The sequence below is a fragment of the Rhodoferax sp. genome (assembly GCF_028689305.1).
Taxonomy (GTDB): Bacteria; Pseudomonadota; Gammaproteobacteria; order Burkholderiales; family Burkholderiaceae_C; genus Rhodoferax.
The window spans coordinates 13,395-31,056 of the sequence record NZ_JAQTWM010000019.1; the positions used below are offsets into that span (position 1 = coordinate 13,395).

At 61.4% G+C, this 17,662-nt stretch carries 21 protein-coding genes and 1 pseudogene; 7 read left to right on the top strand and 15 right to left on the bottom strand.

The window, feature by feature from the left end; all coding sequences use genetic code 11:
* From PHW99_RS06080 to PHW99_RS06090, 3 genes and pseudogenes are all read right to left on the bottom strand, one after another.
* Window positions 1-477: aminotransferase class I/II-fold pyridoxal phosphate-dependent enzyme (locus PHW99_RS06080; protein ID WP_300174781.1), on the bottom strand; the 477-nt coding region annotated here is incomplete at its 3' end.
* Window positions 474-1,265 carry an aldolase/citrate lyase family protein gene (locus tag PHW99_RS06085; RefSeq protein ID WP_300174783.1) on the bottom strand — a complete coding sequence of 264 codons (792 nt, stop codon included), beginning with the start codon at window positions 1,263-1,265 and terminating at the stop codon, window positions 474-476. The genes PHW99_RS06080 and PHW99_RS06085, both read right to left, overlap by 4 nt.
* A 46-nt stretch (window positions 1,266-1,311) precedes the next feature.
* Window positions 1,312-2,235, bottom strand: a pseudogene (locus tag PHW99_RS06090) (LysR family transcriptional regulator).
* Window positions 2,236-2,326: 91 nt separating this feature from the next.
* Between PHW99_RS06090 and PHW99_RS06095 the strand changes: the two are divergent.
* Complete coding sequence (locus tag PHW99_RS06095; RefSeq protein WP_300174785.1) at window positions 2,327-3,217, top strand: DMT family transporter; 891 nt, start codon at window positions 2,327-2,329, stop codon at window positions 3,215-3,217.
* Window positions 3,218-3,271: 54 nt separating this feature from the next.
* Here PHW99_RS06095 and PHW99_RS06100 read toward each other — a convergent pair whose 3' ends face one another.
* On the bottom strand, window positions 3,272-3,787 hold the full coding sequence (locus tag PHW99_RS06100) for a DUF1697 domain-containing protein (RefSeq protein ID WP_300174787.1): 516 nt from the start codon (window positions 3,785-3,787) through the stop codon (window positions 3,272-3,274).
* Window positions 3,788-4,068: 281 nt separating this feature from the next.
* On the opposite strand from PHW99_RS06100, the gene PHW99_RS06105 reads away from it, so the two are divergent.
* From PHW99_RS06105 to PHW99_RS06120, 4 genes are read left to right on the top strand one after another with little or no spacing between them, the layout of a single operon-like run.
* Window positions 4,069-4,761, top strand: a complete 693-nt coding sequence (locus PHW99_RS06105) for a TetR family transcriptional regulator (RefSeq protein ID WP_300174789.1) — start codon at window positions 4,069-4,071, stop codon at window positions 4,759-4,761.
* A 16-nt stretch (window positions 4,762-4,777) separates the two neighbouring features.
* Complete coding sequence (locus PHW99_RS06110; protein WP_300174791.1) at window positions 4,778-5,974, top strand: efflux RND transporter periplasmic adaptor subunit; 1,197 nt, start codon at window positions 4,778-4,780, stop codon at window positions 5,972-5,974.
* Window positions 5,971-7,164 (top strand): ABC transporter permease, encoded by a 1,194-nt coding sequence (locus PHW99_RS06115; RefSeq protein ID WP_300174793.1) that lies wholly within the window; start codon window positions 5,971-5,973, stop codon window positions 7,162-7,164. The genes PHW99_RS06110 and PHW99_RS06115 overlap by 4 nt, the downstream gene beginning before the upstream one ends.
* Before the next feature lie 20 nt (window positions 7,165-7,184).
* Complete coding sequence (locus PHW99_RS06120; RefSeq protein ID WP_300174854.1) at window positions 7,185-7,892, top strand: ABC transporter ATP-binding protein; 708 nt, start codon at window positions 7,185-7,187, stop codon at window positions 7,890-7,892.
* Between the two features lie 78 nt (window positions 7,893-7,970).
* Here the strand turns inward: PHW99_RS06120 and PHW99_RS06125 are convergent, their stop codons facing one another.
* The 5 genes from PHW99_RS06125 to PHW99_RS06145 all read right to left on the bottom strand — a co-directional run bounded on the left by PHW99_RS06125 (window position 7,971) and on the right by PHW99_RS06145 (window position 11,604).
* Entirely contained in the window at window positions 7,971-8,456 is a 486-nt protein-coding gene (locus PHW99_RS06125) for a cytochrome C (protein ID WP_300174795.1), read from the bottom strand.
* Between the two features lie 34 nt (window positions 8,457-8,490).
* Window positions 8,491-9,081, bottom strand: a complete 591-nt coding sequence (locus PHW99_RS06130; RefSeq protein ID WP_300174797.1) for a NapC/NirT family cytochrome c — start codon at window positions 9,079-9,081, stop codon at window positions 8,491-8,493.
* Between the two features lie 26 nt (window positions 9,082-9,107).
* A complete protein-coding gene (locus PHW99_RS06135) occupies window positions 9,108-9,458 on the bottom strand; it encodes a c-type cytochrome (RefSeq protein ID WP_300174799.1) in 351 nt (116 codons plus the stop codon).
* A gap of 164 nt (window positions 9,459-9,622) precedes the next feature.
* Entirely contained in the window at window positions 9,623-10,084 is a 462-nt protein-coding gene (locus PHW99_RS06140; RefSeq protein WP_300174801.1) for a PaaI family thioesterase, read from the bottom strand.
* 113 nt (window positions 10,085-10,197) lie between these two features.
* Complete coding sequence (locus PHW99_RS06145; RefSeq protein ID WP_300174803.1) at window positions 10,198-11,604, bottom strand: DUF3422 family protein; 1,407 nt, start codon at window positions 11,602-11,604, stop codon at window positions 10,198-10,200.
* A 141-nt stretch (window positions 11,605-11,745) separates the two neighbouring features.
* Here PHW99_RS06145 and PHW99_RS06150 point away from each other — a divergent pair, with 141 nt between their 5' ends.
* Both PHW99_RS06150 and PHW99_RS06155 read left to right on the top strand, forming a co-directional pair.
* Complete coding sequence (locus PHW99_RS06150) at window positions 11,746-12,792, top strand: MBL fold metallo-hydrolase (protein WP_300174805.1); 1,047 nt, start codon at window positions 11,746-11,748, stop codon at window positions 12,790-12,792.
* Between the two features lie 3 nt (window positions 12,793-12,795).
* Window positions 12,796-13,734, top strand: coding sequence for an MBL fold metallo-hydrolase (locus PHW99_RS06155; protein WP_300174807.1), 939 nt, complete (start codon window positions 12,796-12,798; stop codon window positions 13,732-13,734).
* Between the two features lie 24 nt (window positions 13,735-13,758).
* Here PHW99_RS06155 and PHW99_RS06160 read toward each other — a convergent pair whose 3' ends face one another.
* From PHW99_RS06160 to PHW99_RS06185, 6 genes are read right to left on the bottom strand one after another with little or no spacing between them, the layout of a single operon-like run.
* A complete protein-coding gene (locus tag PHW99_RS06160) occupies window positions 13,759-14,388 on the bottom strand; it encodes a nitroreductase family protein (protein ID WP_300174809.1) in 630 nt (209 codons plus the stop codon).
* A gap of 56 nt (window positions 14,389-14,444) precedes the next feature.
* Window positions 14,445-14,849 carry a hypothetical protein gene (locus PHW99_RS06165; protein ID WP_300174811.1) on the bottom strand — a complete coding sequence of 135 codons (405 nt, stop codon included), beginning with the start codon at window positions 14,847-14,849 and terminating at the stop codon, window positions 14,445-14,447.
* Between the two features lie 24 nt (window positions 14,850-14,873).
* Window positions 14,874-16,007 carry a 4Fe-4S binding protein gene (locus PHW99_RS06170; RefSeq protein ID WP_300174813.1) on the bottom strand — a complete coding sequence of 378 codons (1,134 nt, stop codon included), beginning with the start codon at window positions 16,005-16,007 and terminating at the stop codon, window positions 14,874-14,876.
* Window positions 16,008-16,021: 14 nt separating this feature from the next.
* Complete coding sequence (locus tag PHW99_RS06175; RefSeq protein WP_300174815.1) at window positions 16,022-16,519, bottom strand: hypothetical protein; 498 nt, start codon at window positions 16,517-16,519, stop codon at window positions 16,022-16,024.
* A 9-nt stretch (window positions 16,520-16,528) separates the two neighbouring features.
* A complete protein-coding gene (locus PHW99_RS06180) occupies window positions 16,529-17,215 on the bottom strand; it encodes a hypothetical protein (protein ID WP_300174817.1) in 687 nt (228 codons plus the stop codon).
* On the bottom strand, window positions 17,212-17,661 hold the full coding sequence (locus PHW99_RS06185) for a hypothetical protein (RefSeq protein WP_300174819.1): 450 nt from the start codon (window positions 17,659-17,661) through the stop codon (window positions 17,212-17,214). The genes PHW99_RS06180 and PHW99_RS06185 overlap by 4 nt, the downstream gene beginning before the upstream one ends.
* Window position 17,662: the final 1 nt, after the last annotated feature.

A 17,662-nucleotide genomic window follows, 5' to 3' on the forward strand; every position in this document is an offset into this window, starting at 1 on the left:
ATCCAGATGCCAGCCACGCTGGTCAAAGTCCAGGCTCACAGTGGTCACCCGCGCGCCCAGAATCTTCGGTATCTCCACCAGGTTGGGCCACAGCGGGGTGACCACCACCACCTGGTCGTCATGCCCCACCAGCGCCTGCACCGCCAGCATCAGGGCCGACATGCCCGAGCTGGTGACGGCCACATGGGCCACCTCCCGCGGCGTGTGAAAGCCGCTCACATAAGCCGCAATGCTTTCGCGCAAGCTCGGTAGCCCCAGAGTCTGGACATAAAACGTGTCGCCAGCCCGAAGACTGTCGATCGCTGCGGCACGAACCTCTTCCTGGGTCGGTTCGTCCGGCTCGCCAAACCAGAACGCCAGCACCTTGCTGTTGCCCATGCCCGCGTTGGCCACTTCGCGGATTTTGGAAGAGCGCAAGCCGCGCACGGCCTCACGCGCATAGGCCTCCATGGCGTCACCAGGATGGATGGCCTTCATGCGCTGACACCTGTGTAGTGGGCTAAAGCATGCTTGGCCCCCCGGGTCAACCAGGCCACGTCCGAATGCAAGGCGATCATGGCAAAGCCCCGGTCCCGGTAATGCGCCGCTTCCTCGGCACTGCCGGCAAAAATGCCTGCGGCCTTGCCCGCTCGCTGGCAAACCGTCAACACCCGCTCAATGGCCACCAGCACCTCAGGGTGGTCCATTTGCCCCAAATAACCCATGCTGGCCGACAAATCCGCAGGGCCGACAAAAAGGCAGTCGGCACCGTCCAGCGCCGCGATGCCTTCGACATTCTGCAGCCCCAGCGCGGTTTCGATCTGCAGCACCGCACAGGCATTCTGGTTCGCCTGGCTGGTGTAGTCGGGGTCCAGTCCAAACCGCCCGGCCCGGACCAACCCAGCCACCCCACGCACACCGCCGTTGCCATGCCGCGGAAACCGCGTCGCCGCGATGGCGGCGGTCGCCTCGGCCACGCTGTCGATGGCCGGGAACATGATGGTCTGCGCGCCACAGTCCATGGCCCGTTTGACCAACGCGGCATCGTTGGCCTGGACCCGCACGGCCGACGCAATCGTGGCGCCGTTGGCGTTGGCCGCGTCCACGGCACGCAGCTGTGCAGCAATGTCGGCAATCCCGTTGGGCCCGTGTTCAGCATCGATCAGCAGCCAGTCAAAACCGCAGTGGGACATGGCCTCGGCCACCGCCGGGCTGCCCAGGGTCAGCCAACACCCCACAGAGGTTTGGCCCGCCTGAAGACTCTGTTTGATCCGGTTGTGTCGCATGGTGTGTTTCCTGATGTGTCAGACGAAGTGGATGATCGTCAAAATTCTAGTGTGCCTCCGGTGACGACAACCCGGCCACCAGATGGTCAATCCACACCCGCAGCTTAGGTGCCAGGTAGCGGTTGGACGGGTACAGCAGCCAGGCGGTGCCCGCGTAGTCGGTCAGGTGCGCCCAGTCGTCCAGCACACTCACCAGTTGCCCACTCGCCAGTGCCTGGCGCGCAATGAAATCCGGCAGGCTGGCCATGCCCAGGTGTGCCAGCGCGCCTTCAAGGCGCACCTCGCTGTGGTTGGCCACATAACGGCCGCTGACGCGCACCGTGACCATGTCGCCCCCTTGCTGAAAGCGCCAGTGGCGGTCACGCTCGTCCTCGCCCAGGTACAGGCAGCTGTGCTGCGCCAGCTCACGCGGATGCAAAGGCCTGCCGTGCGCCGCCAGGTACTGGGGGCTGGCGCACACCAGGTGACGGATCGGCATCAGCGGGCGCCCCGCCAGGCCCGGCGGTGGGGCGTCGGTGATGCGAATGGCCAGATCAATCGCTTCCTCCACCAGATCCACCGTGCGGTCGGTGATGATGAGCTGCACATCCACCTCGGGGTAACGCGCCAGAAAACCCGGCATCAGCGGGTGCACCACCTAGCGGCCAAAGGCCTTCGGGCTGCTGACCCGTACCAGCCCGCGCGGCGCAGCACTCTGAGTGTCAGACAGGGCCATCACCTCCCGTGCTGCCGCCACCAGCGCCTGGCACCGGGTGTAGGCCGCGCTGCCCGCTTCCGTCATGCGCAGCTTGCGGGTGGTGCGCTCCAGCAGCCGCACCCGCAGCACCCCCTCCAGCCGCGCCACCTGGCGGCTGACCGCGGACGGGGTCAAGCCCAGCTGCCGTGCTGCGGCAGAAAAGCTGCCCGCCTCCACCACGTTGGCAAACACCGCCATGTCGGGCAAATTTTCCAGCGGGTAATTGATGCTCATGACGCAAAACTGTTGTTCTCAAATACATGATTATCACGATTCACGAATAAATCTACCATTCACCAGCTCTGAGTTAATCCCACACTTCCCCATGACCACCCTCACCCTGCCCCAACCCAGCCACTTGTTGCGCCTGTCTGACCTCACCCTGCTGCTGGTCGCGCTGGTGTGGGGCACCAGCTACGGTGTGGCCAAAGGCGCGCTGGCCTTCTACCCGGTGCTGGGCTTTCTGGCGGTGCGTTTTGGCATCACCTTTGTGCTGCTGTTACCGACCCTGCTGCGTGCCACCCGCCAGCAGCAGCGTGATGCCTGGCGCACCGGTCTGCCTCTTGGCGGGCTGATGCTGGGCATCTTCTTGTGTGAAACCTTTGGCGTGGCCCACACCCAAGCCAGCAACGCCGCGTTCCTGATCAGCCTGTGTGTGGTGTTCACCCCGTTTGCGCAATGGTGGCTGCTGGGCCAACGCCCGGCGCAGGCCATGTGGGTGTTTGCCGCCGTATCGCTGCTGGGGGCGGCGCTGCTCAGCGGCGGGTTCACCGGTAGCCTGGGCTGGGGCGATGCCCTGATGCTGGCAGCGGCTGTGCTGCGCGCCATCACCGTGTGCAAAACCAGCCAACTCACCCGCCACAGCAGCGCCCCGGCGCTGGCGCTCACCGCCGTGCAAGCCGCCGTGATCGCCAGCGGCTGCTTGTTGCTGGCCTTACTTGGTGCCGACGGCCTTCCCGCCCTGCCCACCTCTTTGGGCTTCTGGCAAGCCACGGTCTACCTGGTGCTGGGCTGCACGGTGTTTGCCTTCTTTGCGCAAAACTGGGCGCTCAAACACAGCGCGCCCAGCCGCGTGGCCCTGCTCACCAGCAGCGAGCCGGCTTTTGGCGCCCTGTTTGCGGTGGTCTGGCTGGGAGAGTCCCTGAGCCTGACGGCCTGGATCGGCGGCGCGCTGATCGTGGCGGCGGCGTTGTGGACAACGGTTCGGCGGGCTTAGGTGCCCAGCTTGGATGGGTCGGGTCGTAGCCTGGTCAGCATCGTCTGTGACAGGCTAGGCCTGAGCACATTTGCGGACAGTACCAAGCGTGCGGGTCGTGATGTCCCGACCGAAGGTTCGCTCAAGCAGGTTCATGAACACCGGTCCCTTGGCGCTGGGAACGTAAGCGGTGAGGACCATGCTGTCGACTTGCTTCAGGATGATGGCGCCATCACGCTCCACAGGCAGGGCGACGCGGGATGCACCGGGACGACGGAGAAACGTGACAACGCGCTTGGCCGTGGGCGGAAGGTCGAACTCGGCAAACGGGTCCGACACCAGCAGTTCCTGGAGGTACTGCGCTGGGCGGACGATGGTGCCGAAGCTGCGGCCAAGTTCAGCGTGCATGGCCTTTTCGGCCCGCTGCTCCAGCGCATCGAGCGGCGACGCGCTGGTGGTGAAGACGACGTTTCCGCTGGACAGCACAGTGCGCACCTCCGAGAAGCCGGCGGCTTCGAAGCAACGCCTGAGTTCGGGCATCTTGGCATTCATCGGGCTGACCCCGCGAAGGAAAGCGATGTATCGTGGCATGGTGCAATGAACCCGCCTGCTCAAAGAGTTGCAATCGGGGCGCAAGCCCCCCTGTCGGACGCATCGGATCATAAAGGGAAACCAGGCACATCCGTTGGCACACCGCCCAGTGAACGCGCCAGACGGCCTGACATGGCGAGCGCTACCGATGCCCCAAAATGTCCTCAAAACGCTACATTAAACATAGCTTCCAAAGCAGTCAATTAGCGGGCTGGAGCCCAATTTTGCCTATCATCCACAGAAAGTCTACAATAAGTAATAGATTAATTACTTAAGTCAACATGCAAGTTTCCGCCAAACCCTCCAAACAGCGTACCGAAGTGCGCCAGGCGAGTCTGGTGGAAGCCGCGCTGAGACTGGCCGCGCAGCGCAGCCCGGCCGACATCAGCACCACCGATCTGGCGCAGGCTGTGGGCATCACCCAGGGCGCGGTATTTCGACACTTTGCCAACAAAGAAGCCATCTGGCTGGCCGCACTAGATTGGGTGACCGACACCTTGATGAACCGCCTGCACCGCGCCGCCCAAACCGCCCTGGGTGAATTGCCGGCCCCCGCTGACAGCCTGCCTGCCTCACCTGCCTTGGTGCCGGAGGCACCAGTCAACACCCATGCTTTGGCCGCGTTACAGGCCGTGTTCATGGCCCACGTCAACTTTGTGGTGGAACACCCCGGCGTGCCGCGGGTGATTTTTCAGGAGCTGCAACGACCCGGTGACACCGCCCTCAAGGCCCGGGTGCGCAGCTTGATGCAGCAATACCGCCAGTTGGTGGCGCAATTGCTGGCGCAGGCAAAAGCTACAAACAAAATAGCATTACAAGCAGATTTGACGTCGGCTACCGTCCTTTTTATCGGCTCGATCCAGGGGCTGGTGATGCAGTCGCTGATGAGCGGCGACGTGGCGGCCATGACCCGGCAGGCCCCCGGCGTGTATGCCCTGTTCCAGCGTGGCCTGCTGGCCCAAGCCCCTCTTTGATTCAGAAAGCCTCACGATGAAACACGACTCCCTGCTGTTACGCCGTCTGACCATGGGGGCGATTGCGCTGGCCCTGGTGGGGACGGTGGTGTTTGTCTTCTTGCGCACCGGCCCGCTGGCCCCGATCAAGGTCACCGTGACCCACGCCACCGAAGGCACGCTGAACCCGGCGATTTTTGGCATTGGCACGGTGGAGGCACGGCGCAGCTGGATGGTTGGCCCCACGGTGGCAGGCCGGGTGCTGGCGGTGAAGGTGGATGTGGGTGATACCGTCAAAGCCGGGCAACTGCTGGCCGAGATGGATCCGGTGGACCTGGACCAGCGCCTGGCCGCACTCGATGCTTCGCTTGCGCGGGCTGGCAGCACCCAGCTCAGTGCCCAGGCCCAGGTGCAGGATGCCGCTGCCCGACGCACGCTGGCCAGCGCCAACACCCAGCGCAACCAGGACCTGGCGCGTCAAAACTTCATCAGCCCCGGCGCACTGGATGCCCGGCTGCAAGAACAAGCCTCGGCCGATGCAGCGCTGCAAGCCGCCCGCGCCAACCTGAGTGGGGCCGAGCAAGACCGCACCCGCCTGCAAGCCGAACGCGCCGGTCTGGTGCAGCAGCGTGGCAATGTGCGCCTGCTGGCCCCGGCAGACGGTGTGGTCACCAGCCGCGATGCCGAGGCTGGCAGCACCGTGGTGGCAGGCCAGCCGGTGTTGCGGTTGATCGACCCTACCAGCCTGTGGGTCAAATTACGCGTCGATCAAGGCCGTTCGGCCGGGCTGGCACCGGGACTCAAGGGCCAAATCGTGCTGCGCTCGCAGCCCCAAACACCCCACCCCGGCCAGGTGGCCCGCGTGGAGCTGCTGGCCGACAGCGTGACCGAAGAGCGCATCACCCAGGTGGCGTTTGCGCAAATGCCCATGGGTGTGTCGGTCGGCGAAATGGCTGAAGTCACGCTGCAACTGCCCACCACCGCCCCCGCCCTGCTGCTGCCCAATGCCAGCATTCAACACCAGCAGGGGCAAACCGGTGTCTGGCGGCTTAACGGTGACAAGCCCGAATTTGCCCCGGTGCAACTGGGCAGCGCCAGCCTGGACGGCCAGGTGCAGGTGCTCAAAGGGCTGGACAAAAACGACCGCGTGGTGGTCTACAGCGACAAAGCGCTCCAGGCCGGGGCCCGCGTCAAGGTGGTGGATGCGCTAAGCGCCGCAGGAGCCAAGCCGTGATCAGCCTGGCCGGGCGCGACATCCAGCACAGCTGGGGCAAATTTGCCCTGACCGGCCTGGGCCTGGGGCTGCTGATCGGTGTGACCCTGAGCATGGCCGGCATTTACCGTGGCATGGTGGACGACGCACAAGCCCTGCTGAGCAACAGCGGTGCCGACCTGTGGGTGGTGCAAAAAGACACCCAGGGCCCGTATGCCGAGGCCTCCAGCATCAAGGACGACGTGGTGCGCAGCGTACGTGGCATGCCCGGCGTGGGCCAGGCCGCCAACGTCACCTACCTGACGCAGCAGGTGCAAAAAGCAAGCGGCAACGAGGTGCGGGTGATGGTGGTCGGCATCGAACCCGGCCAGCCCGGTGAACCAGCGTACCTGATCGCGGGCCGCCAGCTCACCCGCAACCACTATGAGGCCGTGGTGGATGTCAAGACCGGCTTCCAGCTGGGAGAACAGATGCAGGTGCGCCGCCACAGCTACACGGTGGTCGGGCTGACGCGGCGCATGGTGTCCTCCGGAGGTGACCCGATGGTGTTCATCCCGCTCAAAGACGCGCAGGAAGCGCAGTTTTTGAAGGACAACGACACCATCGTGAATGATCGCGCGCGCACCGCCGCCAACCCGGCCTTCAACCGCCCCGGTGTGCCCGGTCTGCTGGAGGCCGTGCAGGGTTTGCAAACCAGCAGCCACAACGTCAACACCGTGCTGGTGCAGCTGCAACCCGGCTGGCAGCCCGAGGCCGTGGCAGACAGCTTGCGGCGCTGGAAACATGTGCAGGTATTCACCCGCCTGGAGATGCAAGAGATTCTGGTGGCCAAGCTGATTGCCAATTCGGCCCGACAGATTGGGCTGTTTCTGGCGATTTTGTCGGTGGTCAGCGCGGCCATTGTGGCCTTCATCATCTACACCATGACGCTGGGCAAAATCCGTGAAATCGCGGTGCTCAAACTGATTGGCACCCGCAACCGCACCATTGCCGGCATGATCCTGCAACAGGCGCTGGGCCTGGGGCTGATCGGCTTCATGGTTGGCAAGGTGGTGGCCACCGCCTGGGCACCGGTGTTTCCCAAATACGTGCTGCTGCTGCCGCGTGATGCGGCTTTGGGCCTGCTCGCCACGCTGCTGATCTGCGCGCTGGCCAGTACCCTGGCGATTCGTGTGGCCTTGAAGGTCGACCCCGCCGAGGCGATTGGATGAACCCGATGAACACACCCCCCATGGACACAGGCGGCATCCGGATTGAGGGCCTGCGCAAGGTCTACGGCAAGGGCGACAACGCGGTGGTCGCGCTCAAAAACGTCAACCTGGCAGTCGCCCCGGGCGAGGTGGTGGGCCTGGTCGGGCCATCGGGTTCAGGCAAAAGCACGCTGCTGAAATGCCTGGGCGCGATCATCGAGCCCACCTCCGGGCGCATGACGCTGGGCAACGACGTGATTTATGACAACGCCTGGCAAGTGGCCGACCTGCGTGCGTTGCGGCGCGACCGCATTGGTTTCATCTTCCAGGCCCCGTACCTGATTCCGTTTCTGGACGTGACCGACAACGTGGCCCTGCTGCCCATGCTGGCCGGGCAAACCAATGCGCTGGCGCGGGCACGGGCGCTGGAGCTGCTGACCGCGCTGGACGTGCAGCACCGCGCCAAAGCCGCCGTGTCACAACTCTCGGGCGGTGAACAACAACGCGTGTCGATTGCCCGTGCACTGGCCAACCACCCGCCGGTGATCCTGGCCGACGAACCCACGGCACCGCTGGACAGCGAACGCGCCCTGGGTGTGATGCGTATCCTGAACCAGATGGCGCGCCAGTTCCAGGCCGCCATCATTGTCGTCACCCATGACGAGAAGATCATCCCCACCTTCAAGCGGATTTACCACATCCGCGATGGACAAACGGTTGAAGAGGCCGGACAGGCGCGTGCGCTGTAGGCCACACACAAAAAAGCCGCTGGGCGACAGCGGCTTGTTGAACAACGCATCGGTACCGATGCGTGGCTGGTCCAGCGATCAGTATTTGACTTTCATTTTCCGCAATTGTTCCAGCGTGATGGGAGGCATATCGCCACGCTGGCCAATGCCATTCATGTCCCACTGATTACCAGCACCCACCACCCAGGCCTTGAGCACGGTCAGATTGGCAGCGCGTTCGGCGTCGGTTTCACCCAGATATTTGTACATGTTGCCGGGTTTGCCCTTGGCATACGGGTTGGTGCCGTCATCCAGACGGCGCATGAAAGCACCGGTGGAGTTGCCGTTCACCAACTGCAACAAATGTTCATAGGTATCAGAACGCGGACCGACCTTGGCCTTTTTGTATTTCTCTTCATCCAGCTTGAACTCGGCCATGGAGGGCGCGTCCGCTGAGGCGGCGTGGCACTCGGCACAGTATTTTTTCAACAGGGGGGCCACATCGTTGCGATAGGTCACATCAGCTGCCATGGCAGGCAGGGCAATGGCGGCACAGGCCACAGTAGCGAACAGGTTCAGTTTCATCATCACTCCTCGGTTAAAAATCAATCATTGCTGCCTAGTTGGCAGCCGCTTTCTTGCCAAACAGCTCTGCAGGGCCCGGACCATCCGGTTCCTTGTGCGCAATGGCGAAATGGCATTCGATACAGGTCATGCCTTCAGCCTTGGCCTTGGCGTGACGCGTTTGTGCTTTGGCGGTTTGCAGCTCCACACTCATCTTGTCAGCACGGTGGCAGCTGCGGCATTGGTGCGAGTCGCTCTCTTTCATCTCTTTCCACACCCGCTGCGCCATCACCGCACGTTTGGCTTCAAACTTTTCCTTGGTATCGATGGATGGCGAGATGTAGGTGTAAAAAACATCCTTGGTCGCCTTGATCTTGGCCAGCACCAGCGGCCCGGGTTCGTGCGGGACATGGCAGTTGGTACAAATGGCACGCACACCGGTGCGGTTGGTATCGTGAATCGTGCCCTTGTACTCGGCGTAGTTGTAGGACATCTCATGGCAACTCACGCAAAACTCTTCGGTGCTGGTGTAAGCCAACACGTAGGCACCCGAGATGCCCACGGAGACCGAAAAGATGAACAGCGCGATCGCCAGTCCGATCACCAGCTTCCAGCGCTGGCGCAGTTTTTGGAGAATTCCACTCATTTAAAGCTGCCTGACAAATCGACGGCTTAACGCGACAAAATGTATCGGACCAGATTTTTGACGGCGGCATCATCCTTGGCTTTGATCTTCTGATGCTCTTCCTTGGCACCATCAATCTCGATCTGCGGCCCCGTTGTCACATGGGTGAACAGCTTGGCTTCGGCATCGGCCTTGCCTTTGTATTTGGCGGCGGTCTTTTTGTAGGAGGGGCCGTCTTTTTGCTTGTCCAGCGAATGGCATTTGGTGCATTTGTTGGCCGTCAGCAAGGCTTCAGCAGCGGCAACGTCAACGGCTTGGGCCTGCGCAACCAGAGCACCGCTGGTCAAACCAACAGCCAACAAAGCACGCAACAAATGGGAGATGTCGATACGGTTCATGTGATTCCTCTTCGGTTAACAAAACACTCTTAAAAAAAACTTAAGGTTTACAGGGGGTGATCCTACTCCCACCTGCGAAGAGTGCGAAGAAAACGGATTGATTTAAATCAAAATTCTGTCAATCTGAGAGGCACTGTATCACCATGGCCAGGTTTCGCGACAGGTCATGCGCCGAAGTTTTCCGGCATCTGGATAGCGACGATTTCACCCTTGGCCGTGGCCACGCCGGCGGCATAGACCGTGGCCTCCACCACCACCTTGCGGCCCTTGATCTCCTTGATGCGGCCACGAATCTCCAGCGTTTCGGAAATCGGCGTGGGTTTGAGGTAATCCACATGCAGCGAACCGGTGACAAAACGAAAAGCCGGCAGCGTGTCCATGGCGCGTCCTTCCTGGCGGTACATGGCTGCAGCGGCAGTGCCGGTGCCATGGCAGTCAATCAGCGAGGCCAGCAGCCCCCCATAAGTGAAGCCCGGCACAGCGGTGTGATAAGGCTCGGGGGTGAAACGGGTCACAGTTTCGTCACCATCCCAATAAGTCTTGATGCGATGGCCATGGTCATTTTTTGACCCGCAACCATAGCAGTACGACAGGTTTTCGGGGTAGTAGTCTTGAAAGGCTTTCATGATGTCTCCGGGGATTGGGAATTCTTGCTTGACGAACGCTATGATTTACATAGCTACAAATGCTTTATTTATCTGGGATAGAGCGTGATTTATTGCTCAATATTCCCCCAAAATCAATGGCTCACGTGCAGCTTGGCATGGATCTTCTGGGTGGTGCGCCACACGGCCCATAACACCACTGGCACCAAGGCGCCGGCTGCCATTTCGGGGTTGATCGGCACACCAGCGGCTTTCAGGGCCTTGCCACCATACAACAGCAGGCTGATCACGTAATACGAGATGGCGGCAATCGACAGCCCCTCCACCGTGCTTTGCAGGCGCAATTGCAGTTCCTGTCCGCGCGTGAGTTTTTCCAGCAACTGCTGGTTTTGCACCTCGGTGGCAATGTCCACCCGCGTGCGAAGCAGGTCGCTGGTGCGCGCCACCCGTTCCGACAGCGAGGCCAGCCGCTGCGCCGTGGCCGCCACCGTGGCCATGGCCGGCGAGAGCCGACGCTGCATGAACTCGCCGATGGTCTGGGTGCCGGGAATGGCCTTTTCACGCAGCTCGGCAATCCGCTGGTTCACCAGCGTGTAGTAGGCCTGGGTGGCGGAAAAACGGTAAATGTTCTCGGCCGTGGCACGCTCCACCCCAGCCGCCAGGGACACCAGGGTGTCCAGCAGTTCCTGGTCCGAGGCGCTCTTGTGCTCCAGCCGGGCGGTGATGGAAGCCAGCGCCGCCTCCGAGGCTGACAGCGTCGGCCCCAGCGCCTTGGCCACCGGCAACCCGCGCAGCGCCATCAGGCGGTAGGTTTCCAGCTCCAGCAGGCGAGCACAAATGCGCCCGGCGCGGGTCTGGCTGGTGCCTTCGGGGGCGATCACCAGCATGCGCTCGAACCCGTCGGCCTGCAAACGGAACTGCGTCAGTGCCCAAGAATGCCCCATGGGGTGGCTGTAACCCTGGCGGTTCGGTGGGTCACTACCCGGCCCGACCGTGGGCGAGTTGCTGCCCATGAGCGACGCCACCACCGTGCGCCCACCCAGCCAGGTCACCGCCTGCGTCATCAGTGCAGCGGCATCGTCCAGCGGAGCATTCACCATGGCCAGCTGGATGGCGGCCACCGTGCGCCCGGGGATCTGGGCCAGCCACTGGGCGCTCACCACCAGACCGGACAACAGATCGGGCTCAGCCGAGCCCAGCACGGCCTGCGCCGGCAGAGGCTGCACGATGGAATAGCGGGTGAACTCGGTATGGCGCTCCCACTTGACGGTAAAGCCGTTGAGACGCAGGCGCAAAAAATTGCCCAGCAATTGATCGGGCGTCAGCGGCGCCTGACCCGGCAGGCGGTTGAGGTGGGCACATTCGGCCTCGCGGCTGACACCGTCATTGAGAACGGCCACATACACGATCAGGGCCGGCAGACGGATGCGTGCTGCCGGTCGGGCGTGAACTTCGTCATGCAGGACGACACGCTGCGGATCGTCCGGCGGCAGCCAGGCAGCGGCGCTTGGCGCCGGATCGGTTGGAGGGGCAATGTGCATCCGGCTATTTTGCCGCCAACCTCACTCACTTGTCTCCGCCAAGACAACACACACCGTCAACTTGCCAAGAAAAGAAAAAGGCTGCGCCACCAGAATGGTCAAAATGTATTAAAGTCCACTTATATAAAAGGAGACTGAGCCATGAACCCTGTAGCCCTTGCGCGCGCGTCCCGCCCCATCAACCGCACCCGCCGTGCCTTCCTGGGCACGGGTCTGGCGGCGGGTGCCATGGGTCTGGCGGCCTGGCCTGAAGCCCAATTGCTGGCGCAGCAAATGGTTGATTTTGTCGAAGGTGGTCCGATGCCCGACATCGCCCCGGTGCAACTGTCACAACATGTCTGGACCATTTATGCCACTGACGGTTTCCCGACGCCGGAGAACCGCGGCATGATGTCCAACGTCTCCTTTGTTGTCACCAGCGCCGGGGTGGTGATTCTGGACTCTGGCAGCTCCGTGCAGATTGGCCGCATGGCCATCCGCATGATCAAAAAAATCACCTCACAACCAGTGGTGGCGGTGTTCAACACCCACTACCACGGTGACCACTGGCTCGGCAACCATGCGTTTGTGGAAGCCTATGGTGAGCAGTTGCCGATCTATGCCCTGCCAGGCACGATGGCACAAATCAAGGGGTATGAAGGCAGTCAGTGGCACAGCCTGATGATGCGCTGGACCAACCAGGCCACTGCCGGTACCAAGATCGTGCCGCCCAATCATGCTGCTGCGAATGGTCAGGTGCTGCAGTTTGGTGAGGTGACGCTGAAACTGCATTTTTTTGGCAAGGCCCACACCGCAGCGGATTTGAGCATTGAGGTGGTGCCGGACAAGGTGACCGCTGTGGGCGACCTGGCCATGGCCAACCGCATTGCCAACATTGATGACGGCTCTTATCCCGGCACGTTCAAGTATTTCAAAGAGCTCACTGCTGCCACCGGTGACCAGCTCTGGCTGCCCGGCCACGGCGTTGCCACACGTGACCTGCTGCAAACCTATGGCAAATTCCTGGCTGGCATCTGGGAACCCTGCCTGCAGGCGGTCAAGGACGGCAAGACCGAATCACAGGCCAAGGCCATGGTGCTGGCCGACCCCCGTGTTGCCAGCCGGGCCAAGACCATGCAGGGTTTTGATTCAAACATCGGCAAATACACCAGCTTGGCTTATCTGGAAGCTGAGAAAGAAGCGTTCTGAATCATGGGACGACGACTGTCCACCTTTTTGACGTTCATGACAGGCGCTTTGGCAGCCTGCCTGACTGCCTTGCCCGCCTGGGCCGTGGAGGTTTCGTTCCAACCGGTCACTGACGGCCTTTACGCCTATATTGGTGACTTGGAAGGCCGCAGCTACGACAACGAAGGACTCAATGCCAACATCGGCCTGGTCGTGACCCCCGCCGGAGCGGTGCTGATCGACAGCGGCGCCAGCTACCAAGGGGCGGGCAAGATTGCCGCCGCCGTGGAAAAGGTCACCAACCAGCCGATCAAATGGGTCATCAACACCGGCGGCCAGGATCACCGCTGGCTCGGCAATGGTTACTTCAAGGAACACCAGAGCGACATCATCGCGCACGCCGACGCCCAGGCCGACATGCAAGCCCGCGCCGGGCAACACATGGAAGGCCTGAAGGTGCTGAAAGAGCGGCTGGCTGGCACTGTCCCCACCCTGCCCACCCGCTTTGTCACCGCTGCGGACACCCGCCTGGAACTGGGGGGTACCGTGATCGAACTCCAGCACCGCCACGGTGCCCACACCCCCGGCGATACCCTGGTCTGGTTGCCACAAAAGCAGGTGATGTTTGCCGGTGATGTGGTTTACGTTGACCGCACCCTGGGCCTGATTGATGTGAGCTCAGGCAAACACTGGCTGGAATCGTTTGCCGTACTGGAGGCGCTGCAGCCCCGCATCATCGTGCCTGGGCATGGCCGCGTCACCGACTTGGCCACGGCACAGGCCCAGACCCGCGACCTGCTGCAGGCTTTGCGTACCCACATGAAAAAAGCCGTGGACGCCGGCACCGACATCAGTGCTGCGGTCAAGAGTTTTGACGGCAAACCCTTTGCCCATCTGAAACACGCTGACGTGTGGTTGCCACAACTGGCCAACCACACTTATCTGGAAATGGAACGCGAGTAGGCCAGCCGCGCGCGCCGCCTGCCGTCAGAGGCTGCTGACAAAGGCCTCGACTTCAGGGCGCAATCGGGGTGGTTTGCCCTTGGACACCGTTCCGATATTGACAAAACATACCGCTTGCTCGTGCGCCTGCAAGCCAAACAACGCCCGCAACTGTGGGCAGGCCAGCGCCTGCCCGCTGGTCAAACCGGTGCCCAAACCCATGGCGTGCGCTGACAACAAAACATTCTGGATGGCGCAGCCGAGAGACACCAGCCGCTCCGCGTCGCTGATTTCAAGCTCCCCCGAGCGCGCACGCGCGGCCTCTATGTCCGGGTGACTTCCGGCCAGACGAGCGATCGCCAGCATCAAAAAGGGGGCGCGGTGGGCTTTCTCACGCGCGTTCTCGACCTGCTCGGTGGTGGCCTGCGGGTCCCGATCCGTCAGCGCCAGACCAAACACCGACGCCAAAACCTCGCGCTTGTCCCCCGGAACAATGACGAAACGCCAGGGCAGCAGTTGCCCATGGTCTGGTGCCGCCGCCGCTGCATCCAAAATGGTCTGCAATTGTGCCGGACTGGGACCGGGTGCCACCAACCGTCTGGGTGCCACATGCTGGCGGGAATGAATCAACGCCCTGGCAAATTCAGACATTTCATTGCCGACGGGTAAATTCATTGGGTTCTCCTTGCATTGGACACAGCTGCTGCTTGAGCAGCAGGGGCAAATCTGCCTTAATTGGGGTGCTGTATTGTGCCCGCCACAATACCAGCATGCCACTGGGCCGTATCCTCCACCGCCTGGGCCAATGGCATGTTGGCCTCAACCCGATCCATGATCAGTCGCTGCAAGATGGCTCCGAGCATGGCCACGTTGTCAGCCATGTAGGGTTTGAGCTCGGTCAAAAACTGGCAGGTCGGCGGGTCGTACGCGTACGCCGACAAAAAATCATCGAATTTCTTGTCGGTCGCCAAGGCATGACACATGTCATAAATCAGGTTGAAACTGCGTGTTTGCTGTGCCTCATCGCTGCCGCCCAGGTTGGATCGCACTTCTTCAGCCAGGTCACGCCGGAAATCAGTCAATGTGTATTCGGCATGCGCCTTGACCACATCTTCAGGTGAGAACTCCCATTGCATGTCAAAAACTCCTTGCGAAAATTGTCAGTCGCCATCCGGGCCAAAAATAGCCGCAAATGCGTCTTCATCATCACCACAGATCGTGCAGGTTGTCTGCGGCGTCGGGGACACAAAATACCGGTCACACCGCGAGCAACGTTGCTTGGCCCTGCTGATCAGGGTCATTGGCGCCAAACCCGGGCGGGCGTCGAAAGACACATGGGCATCGAGCACACGTGGCTGACACACCTCCAGACAGACCTCACAGGCCACACATCGATCCGCCTGAAACGTCAGCGCCCAGTCGTGCGGGTTTTGCACAATCTCGATCGCACCCGTCGGACACACCCGAAAACAGGCTTCACAAAGTGTGCACCCCGACTGCAGGGTGAGTTGCATCGCCGGCAGGCCTTCATGCAACACCACGGTAAAAGCCTGCTCATCCTTGCGCTTGCAAACGATCTGCAACAACTCACGTTGATCGGACACCACATAGGCACCGGCACGAATGGCCTTCTCCGGCACAGGGGCCGGCCTGGCGAGCTCTCCAGTGGCCACAAGCTTGGCCCCACGGTGACTGAAAAAGCGTCGAAACAGCTGGCGCCGTGAACCCGCCGGGGCGCCGTGGCCAGCCGCCTTATTTGATGCCCCGGACAGGCCCGCATCTTGTACCAGGACCGGCATCACCCAATCAGAGTCCAGCCCGCTGGCAGCGCTGTCGGCAAGGCTGGACTCTTTCAGCTGGTCAACGGCATCCAGATTGAGCCTGAGTTGGGCTTCACCGGTTTTGCCGTGGGAACAATCCGCGCAATGACCGCTACCATGCAAATTGACCGGAATCCGCCGCTTGGCCATGTAAGCCAGCCAGACCGCATCAACCGCCCCCAGGCAAGGCACAACAGCATCACCCTGGCAACCTGAGGGTCGGCATGCCAGGTGCCAGACCGGCTTTTTAATCGCTTCGCGCAACAAGTCGATCGGCTTGAAGTCCGGGCTACTCCACGCATTGGTGCGGCAGGCACTGATGCACAAACCACAACTTTGGCAGTGATCAGCCACCAGCGAAGCGCCCTGATCAGACAGGGTGATGGCGTCATGTGGACAGGCATCCGCACACCGCCGGCATTCACTGTAGCGGTAGCGATAACGGGTACAGCAATTGGCACGAAAGTCAGGCATCGGCAGGCATCCCATCACGGTTTGGGTTGGCTGCCGGGCTTGCTGCTCAAAACCTGCAACGGGGTCCCGGTTTCACAGGTGTTGTGCGGGATCACAAAGCTGATGCCGGCCGCGGTTCCGGAAGCCTTCGACGACGACACCTTCTCAAGTGAGCGCAACACAATTTCCCAAGCTACCGCCCCCCCCTTCACCGCATGAATCATCTTTCCCGGATGCTGCTTGGCCAGAATAGCGCCGATGCGCAACGCATTTTTGTCATCGTCCGCCACGACCACAACCGACGCCGTCGGGATGATCGTCATCCCGGTGTGATAACTGAGGGCCTCTGCCAGCGGATGTTGACGCTGGCTGGCTACGCTGCGGGCATCAATGACGCAGCAAGGCGGCTCCTTCTTGAGCAGCTGATTCAACTCAACCGTGTCACGCAAGGCCAGTTCAGCGTGTACCGGCGCTGCACAAGTTGCGGCAGCCAGCATCACAGCCATCAGGATGTTGTCGGGTTTGATGTTCATCGGACACTTTCAGACCACGGGTTCAGTCAGGCGGGCATCATTGTCACGCGGCAACAACGCATGCCGGCGCAGATACAGCGCGGTTGGCAGCGCCAATTGACGAACTTGGCCATAGTTCACCCAGTCGCCAATTTGTGGTGTGCTGTCATGCAGCGGTGCCATCCAGAGCTTGTCCCCCAACAGTTCGACCATGCCGGCACAAAGGTTCAGATCAGCATCATCACCCATGTCAGCCCGTACCAGCACGGTCTGAACACCGCGGTCCACCATGTCACCAATCCATGAAGCAGCCCGACAGCCCGAAGGCACACCATCCGCCTGAAGCACCTCCCAGACAGGTTCACACAACGACGGTGTCACCACATTGAAGTCTTCATTGGACACGGCGTCAAACGACCAGCTCACCGCTTGACGCTGCACAGGCACGTGCAAACCCACCCGGGCCGGGCCAAACCGCTGGATCAAGCGGGTGATGATGTCGCCATCGCGCAAAGCGGCTTCTCCGAGGAACACCCGGCTGGCCCCGGCAGTCAACAGTTGCACAGCGGTTGCCTCAGACTCTGCAGCCAACACCACTTGCGCCCGCACCATGGCCTGTGACATGGCCAGCAGTCTGGGTGTGAAATGCAAAAACGTGGGGGCAACTGGATTCACCTCGGCCCAGTTTTTTGCCAGACAACAGAACTGAACACTCATGGCGCGGCCCGCGAGTATTCAAACCTGGGGTAAACAAAAGGGTACATGGGGCAATCCGCATCAGATGCCAGCCCGACCAGCATCGGACGCAAATCTTCCAACGTGCCGTAGATTGACTCAATCCTGACACCCATGTAAGAAGGCCGATATTTGCCCAGCGCCATCATGGCGTCGTCAAGCATCAGCAGCGCACCTTCCTGATTCTGGTTTTGTGTGAAAAACAGCGCCAGGGTGGCAAACGCCAGCGCCTGCAACAGTTCTGCCTCCGGATCTTTGGTACCCAGGGGACTGTTTCGGATCAAACGTGCCCAACGCTCGTTGAGCCAATCGTGCAACTGCCCCAGTTGATTGTTATCCCAAAGCTTGGCCACCTCACCCCAATCCAGCTCGGAAAGCACCTGGCGATCTGGCGGCAAAATGGGTTGTGCATGGAGATCCAGCAACATG

Bases quoted from the DNA above. Each gene is read 5' to 3' on its own strand.
- PHW99_RS06175 (WP_300174815.1), bottom strand. From the start codon at position 16,519: ATGAACATCAAACCCGACAACATCCTGATGGCTGTGATGCTGGCTGCC.
- PHW99_RS06085 (WP_300174783.1), bottom strand. From the start codon at position 1,265: ATGCGACACAACCGGATCAAACAGAGTCTTCAGGCGGGCCAAACCTCT.
- PHW99_RS06100 (WP_300174787.1), bottom strand. From the start codon at position 3,787: ATGCCACGATACATCGCTTTCCTTCGCGGGGTCAGCCCGATGAATGCC.
- PHW99_RS06140 (WP_300174801.1), bottom strand. From the start codon at position 10,084: ATGAAAGCCTTTCAAGACTACTACCCCGAAAACCTGTCGTACTGCTAT.
- PHW99_RS06165 (WP_300174811.1), bottom strand. From the start codon at position 14,849: ATGCAATGGGAGTTCTCACCTGAAGATGTGGTCAAGGCGCATGCCGAA.
- PHW99_RS06135 (WP_300174799.1), bottom strand. From the start codon at position 9,458: ATGAACCGTATCGACATCTCCCATTTGTTGCGTGCTTTGTTGGCTGTT.
- PHW99_RS06155 (WP_300174807.1), top strand. From the start codon at position 12,796: ATGGGACGACGACTGTCCACCTTTTTGACGTTCATGACAGGCGCTTTG.
- PHW99_RS06170 (WP_300174813.1), bottom strand. From the start codon at position 16,007: ATGCCTGACTTTCGTGCCAATTGCTGTACCCGTTATCGCTACCGCTAC.
- PHW99_RS06095 (WP_300174785.1), top strand. From the start codon at position 2,327: ATGACCACCCTCACCCTGCCCCAACCCAGCCACTTGTTGCGCCTGTCT.
- PHW99_RS06150 (WP_300174805.1), top strand. From the start codon at position 11,746: ATGAACCCTGTAGCCCTTGCGCGCGCGTCCCGCCCCATCAACCGCACC.
- PHW99_RS06160 (WP_300174809.1), bottom strand. From the start codon at position 14,388: ATGAATTTACCCGTCGGCAATGAAATGTCTGAATTTGCCAGGGCGTTG.
- PHW99_RS06110 (WP_300174791.1), top strand. From the start codon at position 4,778: ATGAAACACGACTCCCTGCTGTTACGCCGTCTGACCATGGGGGCGATT.
- PHW99_RS06185 (WP_300174819.1), bottom strand. From the start codon at position 17,661: ATGTTGCTGGATCTCCATGCACAACCCATTTTGCCGCCAGATCGCCAG.
- PHW99_RS06105 (WP_300174789.1), top strand. From the start codon at position 4,069: ATGCAAGTTTCCGCCAAACCCTCCAAACAGCGTACCGAAGTGCGCCAG.
- PHW99_RS06145 (WP_300174803.1), bottom strand. From the start codon at position 11,604: ATGCACATTGCCCCTCCAACCGATCCGGCGCCAAGCGCCGCTGCCTGG.
- PHW99_RS06120 (WP_300174854.1), top strand. From the start codon at position 7,185: ATGGACACAGGCGGCATCCGGATTGAGGGCCTGCGCAAGGTCTACGGC.
- PHW99_RS06180 (WP_300174817.1), bottom strand. From the start codon at position 17,215: ATGAGTGTTCAGTTCTGTTGTCTGGCAAAAAACTGGGCCGAGGTGAAT.
- PHW99_RS06125 (WP_300174795.1), bottom strand. From the start codon at position 8,456: ATGAAACTGAACCTGTTCGCTACTGTGGCCTGTGCCGCCATTGCCCTG.
- PHW99_RS06130 (WP_300174797.1), bottom strand. From the start codon at position 9,081: ATGAGTGGAATTCTCCAAAAACTGCGCCAGCGCTGGAAGCTGGTGATC.